Here is a 14,001-nt window from a genome sequence, read left to right on the forward strand (position 1 = left end):
CGCTCACCGGCACGCCACGAATACGACCGGCGGTGTGCCGCCGCCGGCCCGGCGACTATCGCTCCGCGTGGTCCGGCGACGCGGTCAGCCTGAAGTGGACCACGCCCTCGTCGGCCTCGCAGGCAGCGTCGTACCGCTCGAAGCCGGCTTTCTCCAGGACACGCACGGAAGCCGGGTTCGACAGTTCCACGCCGGCCGCCACGGTGTGCACCCCCGGCGCGGTGAGGGCGAACGCGGCGAGCGCCCGGGTGGCCTCGGTGGCGTAACCCCGGCCGCGCCGGGAAGCGACCACGCCGTAGCCGAGCTCGACGGTTCCCTCGGAGGGCGGCCAGAACAGACCGGTCGAGCCCACGACGAGACCGCTGTCCCGTTCGACGATCAGCCGGTGCCCGTAAGCGCCGAGCCAGGCCGGGTTGTCGTCGAAGAGGCTCGCGATGACGCGGTCGCCGTCGGCGGGAAAGTCCTCGGCCCAGCCGGCCGGCCGAGGAACGCCCTCGGCGCGAACGGCCCCGGCCTCGGCCGTGGTCCAGCTGCGGAGCACGAGCCGCTCGGTGCCCAGCTCGCCGAGATCCTTGGAAGTAGCGGAATGCACGGATGTCTCCTGGTCATGCATGGTGGATGACCCGGACCGCACCGCGTCAGCGCGCGGACCGGAAAAGGGCATGCTGAGGAAGGCCGTTGACGGCCATATTCATCAACCTCCCTGATCGCTGTCCGCGTTGGCGCAGTACCCGCGCCGGCGTGACGGTAGCAGAAGCCGCCGGTGACCACCCGCTCATCTCCTGCGGGCGGCCACCAGGGCGAACGAGAGGAACTCCCCGCTCCGTCACAGGGCTCATGTCTCAGGTGTTGTCGGGGTCCGTGTCAGGACGGGGCGAGGACGCAGAACTCGTGGCCCTCCGGGTCGGTCAGGCACGTCCACGGGACATCGCCCTGGCCGAGGTCGAGGTCGGTGGCGCCGAGGGCCCGCAGCCGGGCCACCTCCGCCGCCTTGTCGTCACCGGGATACGGCAGCAGGTCGAGATGGACGCGGTCCGGCACGGTCTTCACGCCGGGCGTGCGGAGGAACTCGAGATACGGGCCGACCCCCTTGGCGGAGCGCAGCACCGCGCGCTCGTCGGTCACCTCATGCAGGGTCCAGTCCGTCGCCTCGCCCCAGAACCGGGCCATGGCCCGCGGATCCACGCAGTCGACCACCACCGCGGCGATGGGACCGGTGTCCCGGTATGTCTCCCGGGGCTCCAGCACGCAGAACTCGTTGCCCTCCGGGTCGGCGAGGACCGTCCACGGCACGTTGCCCTGGCCCACGTCGGCGGGCGTCGCGCCGAGAGCCCGGAGGCGCGCGACCAACTCCTCCTGATGGGCCGCGGAGGTGGTGGCGAGATCGAGGTGCACACGGTTCTTCGTCGTCGTCTTGGGTTCCGGGACGGCAACGACGTCGACGCAGACGGCGACCGGGTCCGGCCAGACGAAACCGCCGACGGGTTCCACGTTGGTCACGCCCGGCCCCTCGCTGGAAACACCCCAGCCGAGCGCCTCCGCCCAGAACCCGCCGACCGTTGAGTCGTCAACGGCCTTTATGTTCACCTGAACAGGTCGCAGTGCCATGCCGGCGATCCTATGCACCGCGCAACGACATCCGCAGGTACCGCCGCCCCAATAGAGATCAACTCGCGCACCGGCTCGCCGGCCAGGGGCTGCCCCGACGACAGGACGCGGCCTGGCCGGCCCGGCCCTGCCGAGAAGAGGCGTGGGGAAAGACCCCCAGCCGATCTCGGCTGGGGGGTCTTCGTCATCCGGATCTGGCGTCAACGGCGTCGGTCGGTTGCAGGAGCCGAAGAACCGGCCACGCCCAGGTCAGACGGCAAGCCGAGCAGTCGGGCTGCCGGTGGGGCTCGGCACGAGTATTCCCTGCGGGACCGTGACGGTGCCGTCTCCCTTCGGGAGCGGCTTGCCGTCGACACACAGTCCCGGGGCCCGCATCGGGTCGCTGCAGTAGCTCTCCGGGACCACACCGGAGTCGGGTGTCGTCCCGGTGTCCTCCGTGGGCTCGGGGCCCTCGTCCGTGCTGTCACGGTCCTCGTGATCCCGGTCGTCCCAGTCACGGTCCTCGTGATCCCGGTCGTCCCAGTCGTGGTCCTCACGGTCGTCCCAGCCGGCGGTGATGGTGGCTGCCGTGTGGGGCGTCGCCGGGGCGGCGAATGCGCCAGTGGGCACCAGTGCGCCTCCTGCTGCCAGGGCGGTCGAGGCCGCGAGCATCAGAACACGCCGCTTCCGAGTGGTGGGGGAGGTGGTAGTCATAGGCATTCTCCTTCGGCCTGAAGGGATCAAGGGCGTCGGCCCGATGAATCACAGGCCTTTGACGGTGGGGCGCCTGACCGGTGAAGGGGACCGCCGGAATTGTTCCGGGCGATGCAGTGGCCACCGGTTCTGCGTGACCCCATGTCTCAAGTAGGCCCCGGCAACGCGGGGTGCGTCATGCCGCTGCATCTCGGGACTTGACAGGTGGCAGCGGCCATGAGCGGAGGCATCGGGGTGTCCCCATCGTCCGGTCCATCAGCCTGGCCATCGCCTTCACGCTGTGAGAACACCTGTCGGGGTGAGTTCAGGCGTCACCGGCAGATCAGTGCGCACCCGAGCGTGAGGAAGGCTTCATGGACGTCGTGCGGGAGGACCGGTTCACCGGGACTGGGACGACGACGGCAGGACGGCATCCGTCGGCCTGTTTGACGCTGTCCGGGCACGGCCTTCTTCTGCCACGAGACGGAGCACGCGCTCCCGCTCCTGGCGGCCCCAGGTCTCCTTGGTCGCGAGGATGCCGACGAGACCGACCAAGGCCGCGCCGAGGTAGAGCAGCGCCGCGCCTGGCCAGCCGAAGGCGCCTACCAGGGCGGCGGCGAGCAGGGGGGCGAATCCGCCGATGGCCGCGGCGACTTGGTAGCCGAGCGAGGCTCCCGAGGTACGGGTCGCGGTGCGGAACTGCTCGGTGAGCAGGGAGCCCTGGGTTCCCGTGAGCGAGGCGTGGATGATGCCGATGCCGATGATGAACACCGCCACCACGAGCGCGGGTTGGGCGGAGTTGGTGAGCAGGTACATCGGGAAGGCGAAGAGGATCGCCGCCGTACAGGCCGTGATGTAGATGGGGCGCCGTCCGATGCGGTCGGTGAGTGCGCCGGCGAGGAAGGTGACCGCGATGGCGAGGACGCTGGCGGCGGTGATCGCACTGAGGGCGACGGGCCTGAGGTCGGGATGGCGTTCGGTGATGTAGTTGAGCAGGTAGGTCGCGGTGGAGTAGTAGGCGAAGGACTCCACCACGCGCAGGGCGATGACGCGCAGGATGCCGCGCCAGTCGCCGGTCAGGGTCGCGCGGAGCGGGTTCTTCTCCGTCCTGCCGCCGGCCTGGGCCTCCTGGAACTCGGGGGATTCGGAGAGACGGGAGCGCACGACCAGTGCGACGATCACCAGGACGGCGCTGAGCAGGAAGGGGGTCCGCCACTGCCAGCTGCCGTCGAGGGTGTCGCTCCATGCGAACACGCCGCTGGCCAGGGCAATGCCCAGAGGGTTGCCGGACTGGGGGATCGCGGCGAACATGCCGCGGCGGTGCCACGGCGCGTGTTCGTAGGCCATGGTGATCGCCCCGCCCCACTCGGCGCCGAAGGCGAGGCCCTGGATCATGCGGATGGTCACGAGCAGGATGGGTGCGAGCACACCGGCCTGCTCGTAGGTCGGCAGCAGGCCGATGAGGAAGGTGGCGGCTCCCATCACGATCATCGCCGTGACGAGGACGGGTTTGCGGCCGAGCTTGTCGGCGAAGTAGCCGCCGACGGCCCCTCCGAGGGGGCGCATGACGAAGCCGACGGCGAGGGTGGCGAAGGAGAGCAGGGTGCCGACGAACCGGTCGCTCGCAGGGAAGAAGACCGCTCCGAAGTAGAGCGCGGAGGCGGTGCCGTACGCGATGAAGTCGTAGTTCTCGACACTGGTGCCGAGGGCCGCGGCGACTGCTGTCTTGACGCGGTCCTTCGAGCCGAGCACGCTTCGCCGTCCGGCGGAGGCGCTTGTGGGCATGGGGGATCTCCTTGGTGGGTCGCCGGAGAGACGCCGGCGTCTGCGCGGTGAGGAGGACGGGGCCGCAGAGGGCAGGCCTGATCCTTGGGAGGGGTGCTTGTGGGCACGACTGGGAGGCGCCCGGCGCAGTCGTCCGTGGGCCGGGCACCGTTCGGGGAGTCAGGGAAAGAGCGAGCGCACCCGCTCGAGGGGGTGCGGGCGGCTTGTCAGGGGGCCGGGGTCAGGGCGTCGAGCGCATTGAGTTTCTGGACGCGGCGGCGGGTTTCCTCATCGTCGTCGAAGACAGCGTCGAGGAACTCCCGGATGATGTCGGGCACGAGCGCGTGGGGGACCAGCCAGGCCCCGATGGCGATGGCGTTGGCGTCGTCGTGCTCGACAGCCTGGTGGGCGGAGTACGGCTCGTGGGCGAGGCCGCAGCGGACACCGGGCAGCTTGTTGGCGGCCATGACGGCGCCCTGGCCGGTACCGCACACGAGCACGGCCCGATCGGCCGCGCCGGAGAGCACGACCTCGCAGGTGGCGCGGGTGATGTCAGGGAAGTCGACAGGGTCGCAGCTGTGCGTGCCGCAGTCGATCACCTCGTGTCCGAGCGCCTCGATGGCCTTGCGGACAGCGTCTTTGAGGGGGTATCCGGCGTGGTCCGCACCGAGGGCGACCTTCATCGGTTGTTGTTCCTTTCAAGGAGGGCGCACTGCTCTCCGCCGGGTCGGGGAGGGACGTCGCAGTGCTGGGTCTGGAGCGTCGGCGGCGGTGAAACGCGCAGGGCAGCCGCTGGCTGCCCGCCGCACGATCGGGTAAGCGCAGTCGGCGGCCGTGACGGGCCTGACACGTTCGGCGCCGGGCCGCATCACCGTGCGCGGTCACCCGGTCCGCAGCGGTGCTGTCGTGCTGGGCGGCTTCGCCGACGAAGGTGCCGGGACTGTGAGCCAGGAGATCGTGCGGGGTCACCCCACGGTCGGCATCGACGGTGCCGGGACTGTGCGCACCCGCAACGGTCCGCTCGCCGGCGCGATGAGCGCGCTCACCGACGACATGCGTCCTGCCGACGACATGTGTCCCACCGACGACATGTGTCTCGGCAACGGCATGTGCCTCGGCGCAGTGGCCCGCGGCTGCACCGCCGGGACGAGGCGCCCGGACGAGGAGAACGGCGTCTTCGGTGGCGGCGGCGCCGAGGGCGCCCCGGACACTCATGCCGTGCCCTGCACAGACCGGTCCGCGAAGGTGGTGGGGACACGTTGACCGGGTGCTTCACGGCCGGCGAGGAGGTCGACGAGCCCGCGCACACCGAGCCGGCCGATCGACGAGGCGTCGTTGCGGACCGCGCTGATGGGCGGCGAGGCGAACTCGAACCAGTCCAGGTCGTCGAAGGAGACGACTTCGATGCGGGCGGCCTGCTCTGCGCCGAGCCGTTGGCGCAGCGCGCGCACGGCTCCCAGAGTCGTCTGACCGTTCGCACCGAACACGGCCGTGAACGTGACACCGCGGTCGAGGATGCGGCACATGGCCTCGGCCGCTCCGCCGGCCAGGAAGTCACCGGCGTCGAGCAGCCTGTCATCGGTGCTGATTCCGTGCGCCCGGCGCCCGGCAAGGTAGGCGGCTCGGCGCTCGGCTCCGGTGGAGATCCCGTCGGGGCCGCCGATGAAGGCGACGTCGCGATGGCCCCTGCGCTGCAGCCAGGCGAGCACCTGCTGTACGCCCTGGGCGTTGTCCGTGCCGTACAGCGGGGCGTCGACGCCCTCGATCGTCCGGTTGAGGAACACCACCGGCAGCCCGGACGCGAGCGTGGCCGCGACCTGCGGCGAGACGGTGCCCTGCGGCGAGAACAGCAGGCCGTCGATGCGCTGAGCGGCGAAGGTCTTCAGGTAGGCGTCGGCCTGCTCGGCGTCCTCGTTGGCGTTGGCCAGCAGCACGGTGTAGCCGTGGCGGCGCGCCTCCTGTTCGGCTGCGTGAGCCAGCTCGGAGAAGAACGGGTTGCGGATGTCGGAGACGAGCAGCCCCAGCACATCGGTACGGGCACGCCGCAGGGAACGGGCGGGCCCGTTGGCGATGTATCCCAGCTCCGCCGCAGCGGCGAGTACGCGGGCCCGGGAGTCGGCCGAGGTCTGGCTGCTGCCGCTGAGCACCCGGGACGCGGTACCGAGCGCGACCCCGGCCCTCGCCGCGACGTCCTTGATCGTGGCCATCCGCTCCACCTCCTCGTGGAAACGTTTCCATGGTTGGAATGACATTAAGATCGCACATCACTCGTGAGATGGGCAAGGTCCGGGAGCCCTCTTCGTCGTTGCCGACGAACGCCTCATGCCCGACCCCGCTCGACGTGCTGCTCGTCCGCGGTGTCCGGGACGGTCGCGCGGAACGAAGCAGCAACGGGGCGGAGGCCGATCCGATTCCTCGCAGGCGGGCCCGTCCGGGTTCAGGGCCGATGCCGCACGAAACAGGCGTAGGCGAAACCCTCGTCCGCGCGCGGCGCCCGGGTCCAGGACCGGGTGGTGAAGGTGGGGAGCCTGCCGTGGGTCAGCGCGAAACGGGGCAGCGACAGCCCGAGTTCGGTCCGCAGCGCCTCCAGCGCACGCAGCTCGCCGTCCACTTCGCAATCCTGCGGACGGAACAGCCGTGCGGGATCCAGAGCCTCGGGTATCGCGCCGGAGCGCTGGATCTCCGTACCCCGCACGGTGAACGCGTAGAGCTCCTCGCCCCGTTCGGCCACCGACAGGTGGAACGCGGCCGGGTGGTCACCCGGAGACGAGCGCCTCGGGTCGCGCCACACCACCACCGCCCGGCCGGACAGGGAGGCGGCCGGAGCGGGGGACAGGAACAGCTTGTTCAGGTGGTGGTGGGAGTGGCCGTCGAAGGCGAAGGCCCACGCTTCGGCGGTGCGGCCGACGGCGACCACGGCCCGGTCCTCCCAGAGTTCCACGCCCTGCCGCTCATGAGGCCGGGGCGCCCGCCAGGACGCCTTGCGCGGATCCGCGGGCGCGCTCAGTACGGCGCCTTCCTCGCCGATCAGAGCGGGCAGGCGGGACGGGTCGGCCCCCTCGACCCAGACACAGCGGTAGCCGTCGTGCGGGCGCCGGTTCGCCGCAGGCTCCGTCAGCCAGGCCAGGCCCGGCGGGTCGAGATCGGGAACCGGCTGCGGAGCGGGCCCCCTCTCCCCGGCCCGCGGTGTCGCGAGGATCTCCTGCCCGCGCTCCGGGGTGACCAGGGGACCCAGCACCGGATCGGCGAGCAGGCCGATCGGGGCGATCAGCGAGGGCCCGGGGCTCTCCCACAACGGAAGCGCGTCCCGCAGCACCCGCCACGCGACGTCGGTCGCCCCCCAGCGGGCCGACTCCCGGGCCTCGGCGACGGCCCGGCCCCAGGGACCGGCGGGCGCGTAGCGATGGGTGCCGTCCCGCATCGCCCTCAGTACGGCCTCGGCGGTTTCCCGGGCGGCCCCGCGGGCGGCCATCATCCCCAGCCAGTGGTCGTCCCCTCCCAGCCGCCATTGGCCGCTTGCCGGCGCCATGGCCTCCACGGGCAGAATCTCCGGCAGGTAACGCGGGTCGGCCACCAGGCTGCCGTAACCCCGGGAGCTGTGCGGAGCCAGCAGATGCCTGAGCTGGTTCAGCAGGACGGCGCTCCGGGGCCGCCCGAAGGACAGCGCCTCCTCGAGCAGGGGCAGGGCCTCCTCGTACCGTCCGCGCAGGGCCAGCCGGCGGGCCTCCTCCACATGGGCGTCCTGGAGGCGCGTGGTCGCGTTCACGAAGTCGGGTCTCTCCACCCGGTCGGAGTGGAAGCCGCGGTACATGGCCTCCATGTACGCGCGGAACGACGAGTAACGGTGGGGCAGTTCACCGCCCCAGCCCTTGTAGACGTACAGCGCCCACTCACCGTCCTGGTCGCTGTCGCCCGGATCGAGCAGGGCGTGCGACATGTCGGAGTCCGTCTCCAGCCGTAGCGCCCGTCGCCACATCCCGGCCAGCAGGACGTCCTCCTCACGCGGGTCGTCGCCCAGGTTCTGCTCGTACAGCGGGGTCATGTCGTACGGATCCCGGAACCACTCGATGTCCGCGGCGCCGCCGAGCTGATAGACCCCGGCCGTCTCGTCCACGTGCCACCCGTCGCTCACGGCCAGGAACTCCCGGTACGAGGGCGGCAGCCGCCGCCCCAGCCGCTCCTCGGCTGCGGCGATCGCCGCCTCGTCCGCCCCGGGCCTGGCCGGGGAGACGACGGCCTGCTCGCCGTCGTCGTCCTCGTCCGCGCGCGGAACCCACTCCTCCTGCCAACGCCTCAGGAAATCATGCCAGTTGAAAGACTCGCTGCTCATGGCGGCATGGTGTCATCCGGCACCGACAACGGTGCCGGCTCCAGTTCTCGTACAGCTGCGGCCGAGTGACGGATGTCGCCATCCGCCCTGGGATCACGCGACGCCGCGTGAGCAGCCGGTCGGCCGTGCCCGTGAGCCGGCGCCCGGCGGTCCGGCCGGACGCCGACGCCGCCGGTTGTCGTTCTGGCCCTGCCGCTCGGCGACCTTACGCCCGCCTTCCAAGGGCCTGGAGACGGCTGCCGGCCCGGCCTCACGCTCACTGTCACGTCGACGGCGCTCGTCTTCGCATGCCTGCACCACCTGACCGGCTGCCGCGAAAGCGCCCGGTTCCGGTGGCAGCTCGCTGCTGGGGCCGGCCGCTGCGCCGCCGCCTGCTGCCTGCACCCCTACCGCCTCGCCCCTCGGGGAGGCGCGGGGCACTGGTTGTGCCGGCCGGGCACCTGGAGGTCGCCGGCCGGCGGGAGGGCGACGCGCTGCCCGGCCTGCTGTGAGGGAGCCCGCCGGAGTGACGCGGCCACAGGGCCCGTCCCGGGTCATCTGCAGTGCGGTGGCCCGCATGTCAAGCAGCGACCCGCCGTGTCTGGAGGTGAGCAGGCGTCAAAAGGTCACCTTGACGGAGTAATAGTCATTCAATCAGTCAAATCTGCCGTGGTTTTGACGTCTCATCAGTTCGCCGTGGAGCGGCTGAGAGGGCTCGGTATCCCCCGATCGGCCCACCGTTGCCACCACTTCCGTTCTGCCCGAAATGACAGCAATGGGAGGTGTAAGTACGTTCAATCGCGAGCCGACTGCCGCAGCCGGCCCTTCTCAGACAGGAGACAAGGCGACATGATCAAGACCCGTTCCCACGCGCTCACCGCAGCCGTCGCGGCCGCCGCGGCCCTGACCGCGACCGGCATCACCTACGCCGTCGCCGCGCCGCAGACGGCCCCGCCCGTCGCCCAGCACGCGCCCGCCGCTCCGGCCGCTGCCGCCCAGGCTCCTCTCGGCGGCGACACCGGTGGCACCGCGAGCAAGGACGACGACGACGACGACGATGACGACCGCGGCGACAAGAACCACGGTAAGAACCACGGCGGCAAGGACTACGACGAGGGCTGGATCCACGTCAACGAGCGCTCCTACACCGCCCGCCCCGGCGGTTGCATCACGGTGGTCAGCGGCCTGGGCTCCACGAGCCTCAACATCCGCAACGACAGCAAGAAGACCGTCGCGGTCTTCCGGGGCGCGACCTGCGACAACGGCGCCCCCGTCGCCACCGTCGGCCCCCGCAGCTCCAGCTACGGCGTCGACCCCGGCTTCACCCGCGGTGTGAAGGTCAAGAACGGAATCGTGGGCAGCTTCCGGGTCCTCGACGACCACAACGACCACAAGAACGGCCACTGAGCCGGAAACCGCATGAGGCGCCATGGAGAACCCGGCCCGCCGTAATCAGGCCGGGGCTCTCCAGCCAGGCGCATCACAGATAACCCCGGCCCGTCATGAGCGGGCCGGGGTTCTCATCCGGGCCACGGCCCGGGGCACCCTCGGAAACGCCCCCACCTGGCCCTGGCCCGACAGCTCACGCGCCTGTCCCGCCGTACGGGAGGCGAACAGCAGGCGCTGCGTGCCTGCCCGGACAGCCGTCCTCCTGCCTCACCGGCTCACCGACGGGCGACTCCCGCTCCAACACGCCCCGTCGAGGCTTTCCCCGAGCGACGGCCGCCGGCCCCGCGCCGGCCATCGGACACGGCCGGACGGGCTGACGAAACCACGAGCCGCACGCCCGGCGTGGCACCCCTGCCCGGACCCCTCACGGGTCACACACGCCCAGGGTCGGTGTGCCAAGGCGCACGCGACGGCACGGCACTTCCCCCCGACGGCACCCGGACGCCGAGTCGCCCTGGAGGCGATTCGGCTTTCCCTGCCCGCTCCGCAGAAGCTTCGTTTCCTCCCCGGCCGGAAGACCGGGGTATCCACGAAGGAGTCTTGATGAGCATTCGTCTGGTGGAGGACGCGAGCGACGACACCTACGTCCTGGACATCCTCGACATCACCCTGGTCCCCGCACTGCCACGCCTCGGTCACCGGCTCAGCTGGACGATGAACAGCCACCTCAAGGAAACGGTCGACCTGACCCGGGTCACCTGCAGAGTGACGATGAAGATCGGCCCGGTGAAGATGATGGACAGGACCTACCGGCTGCCCGAGCTGCTGGCAGGCATGGGCGCCCGCCTCTCGGGCGACCCCCGTCCGCCCGCGGGACCGTGGAATCAGACGTGGCATCTTCAGATCCCCAGGACCGTGCCGGTGGCCAAGCACCGGATCCAGCTGCACGCGCACACAGCAGACGGCAAGGACTTCTTCGCCCTGAACATCCCCCTCGACTTCAGCCACCGATTCCACCCCGCACCGGACAGACACCTCACCTGGTGGCCATGCCCGACCGTCTGAACCCATGGCGCCTCCGTCGGCGCACCCGAGATCTCTTCGAGGTGACCGGCCGTCGTAACGAGCGCCGGCCGGCCTCGGCTTCGGCTCGGGCCCGGGTGCCGGCGAGTCGGCGGGAGCCGACTGTCGGTTCTGATGTGAACCTCCCATGGCACCAGCTTCGACACGAACGGGACACGCCGCTCATCCCCACCTGGTGATGCACTGTCGGACTGCGCGCTGCCCGCCTGCCGTCACCGCCCGCCGACCCGTATGGCTACACCATGCGGGCCTCCGGCCCGCCGCCCGACCCCGGCAGGGCCGTTGTCACACGCGGCGGCTACGTTGCAGCCCGGCACGTAAGCGAGCGGGGAGCGGGGAGCGGACATGGTCGTCGAGGTGGGGTACGCGCAGGCGTGGGACCCGGATACCCGCGTGCCCTGGCGGCCGATATCCGTGGGGGAGGCCCGTGAGCGGGACGCCGCCGGGCTTCCGTACGTCGTGGTGTACCGGGCGGCGGGCCGGCAGGCTCCCCTGGAAGTCCGGCTCGTCTCCTGGCGGGACCACTATGTCGGGCTGTGGGTCTACGACTCCCACGGCCGCCGGACCTACGACCTGGACATGCGGCTGCTGGACGACCCGGCGCGGCTGCTGCGCCGGTACACCGTCGGCTGGAACTACACCGGCCCGGCGATGGCGGAATTCGACGAGGCCTGTCCGCGCATCACCGTGGAGCTGTTCCCGGACGGGACGGGCCGGCGGACGGAGGAGCCCCGGGGCAAGCGCGGGGGCTCGTACGTCACCGTGCCCAGGGTCCGCGACGACGAACGCTGGACGGACCGGCCGGACTTCGGCCAGTGGCCGCTGCTCTCGGCCCAGGTCCACGGGCTCACAAAGCCGCCGGTCTTCGAGCTCGCCGAGGTGGCCGCGGCAGCCGACGACGGCAGCGGGCCGGCGCCGGCCACCTGCTGGCGTCCGCCCCGCCCCGCGCAGCCAGGGCCGATCGGTGAGCTGTTCCGGCCCGGAGCGCGTGTCACCGACGGGTACCACCCCGAGATGACGGTTGTGCAGCCGCGCCGGATCGGAACCCTGCGCGTTCCCAGCGGGCTGCTGGCCGTCTCCGGCCCGGACAGCAACGACGGCGACGGACCGCACATCACGGTCCCCGTCCCGCCGGGGGAGCACGTACTGGAGGAGGCGCAGGCCCGCCACACCTACCACTGCGAGTGGAAGGGAAGCCAGGTCACGCGTACGGACACCATGGCCGTCCGCGTGCTCGTCAGCGAGATCCCCGCCGCGACCTGGGAGATGGCCCTCCGGCCCGACGACGACCCCCGACTGCTCCGGGAGAACGGGATCTTCGGCTTCGACACCGACGGTGCCACGGGCTGCTTCGCCGACGCCGGGGCCTGGGAGCCGCTCCTTGCGCTCTTCGAGAGAGGGCTGATCCAGGCAGACCCGGACCTGGGCCCGGACGAGTACGAGGGCATCAGCGACTCCATGTACCTGCTGCGCACCCGGGACCAGGCCTCCGGCGGCGAGCTGGCAGCCTTCGCGACGACGGGGGACGGCACCTATCCCGTCTGGGTCGGCCGCTCCGAGGCCGGCGAGGTGGTCGGCGTCGTGGTGCTGGTAGAGGGAATGCCCCAGCTGCTCCCGGAAGGCGGAGCCACCGTCGGTGCCTGACGTGACCGACGCGGAGTCCTGGAACCGGCGTCCGGCGCCGTGGGCCTGTGCGCCGGTGGAGGGCCGGGTCATCGGCAACCGGCCGACGCCCGAAAGCCAGTCGCACCGCTGAAGCCGGCGACGGGCGGTGTGTTCGCTCACCCCGGCCGCCGCCGCGAGGCCGGTGCAGCCGAGGCGTCCGTCGGCGCCGAGGGCCGCCGGCATCGCCACCAGGTACGAAGAGACCGCCACCTCCTGCGAGGCAGCGGTCTCACTGGCATCGTGCCTGCTCCGGGCAGGATCCGTTCGAAGACGGACCCCTGGTTCCGGTACCGGAACGGACCCTAGTTCCGGTACCGGAACACGATCCGGCCGCGCGTCAGGTCGTACGGCGGGAGCTCCACCAGCACCCGGTCCTCCAGCATGATCTTGATGTAGTTCTTGCGGATCTTCCCGCTGATGTGCGCGAGCACCTGGTGGCCGTTCTCGAGCTCCACGGTGAACATGGCGCTGCGCAGGCACTCGACGACCTTGCCCTCGACTTCGATGACGTTCTTGTTCTTCGTCATCGCACCAGCTCCAGGTTGCTGCTCACCGGCCGGGCGCCGATGCCCTCGAACAGCGCTGAGGCTGCTCGGTTGGACTCCTGGACTTCGGCCCAGGCCGTGGCGGACCCGGAGCGGTGCAGCGTCCCCAGCGCGTGGGACAGCAGCGCTCGCGCGATGCCGCGGCGCTGCTCGCCGGCCCGGACGGCGACCAGCCCGAGGCGCGGCCGGTTCACCGTCACCACCCGGATCAGACCCAGGTAGCGGTCCGGCGCCGCGGCCACCGCGTACTTCGACGGGTCGACGACGGTGTCGCCCTCGGGGCGGGGAATCACCTCCGCGGGCATCGACTGCCACCCCACGGTCGCCTCGACTTCGTCCCGGATCGCACGGTCCACCGCCCGCAGCAGACTCTCGTCCGCCTGACCGGCGGGCACGATCCTCACGCCCGAAGGCGGCAGGACTGCTTCGAGCCCTGTGACCCGCGGATCGGTCGGCACGACGTACTCCCACTCGCGGCGCCGGACCGTGAAACCGGCCCGCCGCCAGCCGGCCGTCAGCTCGACGTCGGCTTCGTCGACCACCGTGTACAGCGGCGTCGGCAGTTCCGCCAGCATTGCCTCGGCGAGCCGGTCGAAGGCGGCGTCGTGCCAGGCGTCGATGCTGACGAACAGACGTCCGTCGGGCCGATGCTCCGCATGTCCGCGGCCGACCACCAGGTCGTCATCCAGTGCGTGCCATTGCCTGTCCGCGACGCGCGTGACCATCACCGCGTTCTCGCTCGGGCCGGCTGTGAAAGGCTTCGTGTTCATCGGAGTCCCCTTCCGGGAGCGCCTCGATCTCAGGCGCTCCTGGCGACACCGAACGTCAGCCGCCGGACCGTGACGGGTTGAGGGAGCACCCACGGGTAACTGTGTTCACGGGGCTCACCTCCATACGACGACTTCACGGTCCACCGCGAAAGTAGCAGCGGGGCGCCGCCTGGCTCAATTCCTTTTCTACGAGCCC

At 71.0% G+C, this 14,001-nt stretch carries 13 protein-coding genes; 4 read left to right on the top strand and 9 right to left on the bottom strand.

Going from position 1 to position 14,001, the window contains the following annotated elements:
* Window positions 1–55: 55 nt before the first annotated feature.
* The 5 genes from IE260_RS25555 to IE260_RS25575 all read right to left on the bottom strand — a co-directional run bounded on the left by IE260_RS25555 (window position 56) and on the right by IE260_RS25575 (window position 4,727).
* Entirely contained in the window at window positions 56–613 is a 558-nt protein-coding gene (locus IE260_RS25555) for a GNAT family N-acetyltransferase (RefSeq protein WP_189875792.1), read from the bottom strand.
* Between the two features lie 251 nt (window positions 614–864).
* The gene (locus tag IE260_RS25560) at window positions 865–1,608 is read right to left on the bottom strand and encodes a VOC family protein (RefSeq protein ID WP_189875794.1); all 744 of its coding nucleotides are present in this window, start codon (window positions 1,606–1,608) and stop codon (window positions 865–867) included.
* Between the two features lie 249 nt (window positions 1,609–1,857).
* The gene (locus tag IE260_RS25565; protein ID WP_189875796.1) at window positions 1,858–2,301 is read right to left on the bottom strand and encodes a hypothetical protein; all 444 of its coding nucleotides are present in this window, start codon (window positions 2,299–2,301) and stop codon (window positions 1,858–1,860) included.
* A 378-nt stretch (window positions 2,302–2,679) separates the two neighbouring features.
* The gene (locus IE260_RS25570) at window positions 2,680–4,065 is read right to left on the bottom strand and encodes an MFS transporter (RefSeq protein WP_189875798.1); all 1,386 of its coding nucleotides are present in this window, start codon (window positions 4,063–4,065) and stop codon (window positions 2,680–2,682) included.
* A 206-nt stretch (window positions 4,066–4,271) separates the two neighbouring features.
* The gene (locus tag IE260_RS25575; protein WP_189875800.1) at window positions 4,272–4,727 is read right to left on the bottom strand and encodes an RpiB/LacA/LacB family sugar-phosphate isomerase; all 456 of its coding nucleotides are present in this window, start codon (window positions 4,725–4,727) and stop codon (window positions 4,272–4,274) included.
* A gap of 259 nt (window positions 4,728–4,986) precedes the next feature.
* Here IE260_RS25575 and IE260_RS25580 point away from each other — a divergent pair, with 259 nt between their 5' ends.
* Window positions 4,987–5,307 carry a hypothetical protein gene (locus tag IE260_RS25580; protein WP_189875802.1) on the top strand — a complete coding sequence of 107 codons (321 nt, stop codon included), beginning with the start codon at window positions 4,987–4,989 and terminating at the stop codon, window positions 5,305–5,307.
* On the opposite strand, the gene IE260_RS25585 is transcribed toward IE260_RS25580, so the two are convergent.
* Together IE260_RS25585 and IE260_RS25590 are read right to left on the bottom strand one after the other, a co-directional pair.
* Window positions 5,256–6,251 carry a LacI family DNA-binding transcriptional regulator gene (locus tag IE260_RS25585; RefSeq protein WP_189875804.1) on the bottom strand — a complete coding sequence of 332 codons (996 nt, stop codon included), beginning with the start codon at window positions 6,249–6,251 and terminating at the stop codon, window positions 5,256–5,258. The genes IE260_RS25580 and IE260_RS25585 overlap by 52 nt on opposite strands.
* A gap of 230 nt (window positions 6,252–6,481) precedes the next feature.
* Window positions 6,482–8,374: an SMI1/KNR4 family protein gene (locus IE260_RS25590; RefSeq protein ID WP_189875807.1), complete on the bottom strand. Its 1,893-nt coding sequence runs from the start codon at window positions 8,372–8,374 to the stop codon at window positions 6,482–6,484.
* 828 nt (window positions 8,375–9,202) lie between these two features.
* On the opposite strand from IE260_RS25590, the gene IE260_RS25595 reads away from it, so the two are divergent.
* The 3 genes from IE260_RS25595 to IE260_RS25605 all read left to right on the top strand — a co-directional run bounded on the left by IE260_RS25595 (window position 9,203) and on the right by IE260_RS25605 (window position 12,469).
* Window positions 9,203–9,760 carry a hypothetical protein gene (locus IE260_RS25595; RefSeq protein ID WP_229881238.1) on the top strand — a complete coding sequence of 186 codons (558 nt, stop codon included), beginning with the start codon at window positions 9,203–9,205 and terminating at the stop codon, window positions 9,758–9,760.
* Window positions 9,761–10,345: 585 nt separating this feature from the next.
* On the top strand, window positions 10,346–10,807 hold the full coding sequence (locus tag IE260_RS25600) for a hypothetical protein (RefSeq protein ID WP_189875809.1): 462 nt from the start codon (window positions 10,346–10,348) through the stop codon (window positions 10,805–10,807).
* Window positions 10,808–11,170: 363 nt separating this feature from the next.
* Entirely contained in the window at window positions 11,171–12,469 is a 1,299-nt protein-coding gene (locus IE260_RS25605) for a DUF4241 domain-containing protein (RefSeq protein WP_189875811.1), read from the top strand.
* A gap of 323 nt (window positions 12,470–12,792) precedes the next feature.
* Here the strand turns inward: IE260_RS25605 and infA are convergent, their stop codons facing one another.
* A complete protein-coding gene (infA, locus tag IE260_RS25610; RefSeq protein WP_010981942.1) occupies window positions 12,793–13,017 on the bottom strand; it encodes a translation initiation factor IF-1 in 225 nt (74 codons plus the stop codon).
* Window positions 13,014–13,805 (bottom strand): GNAT family N-acetyltransferase, encoded by a 792-nt coding sequence (locus tag IE260_RS25615; RefSeq protein WP_189875813.1) that lies wholly within the window; start codon window positions 13,803–13,805, stop codon window positions 13,014–13,016. The genes infA and IE260_RS25615 overlap by 4 nt, the downstream gene beginning before the upstream one ends.
* Window positions 13,806–14,001: the final 196 nt, after the last annotated feature.

The sequence above is a fragment of the Streptomyces viridiviolaceus genome, from assembly GCF_014650995.1.
In the GTDB taxonomy this organism is placed as follows: Bacteria; Actinomycetota; Actinomycetes; order Streptomycetales; family Streptomycetaceae; genus Streptomyces; species Streptomyces viridiviolaceus.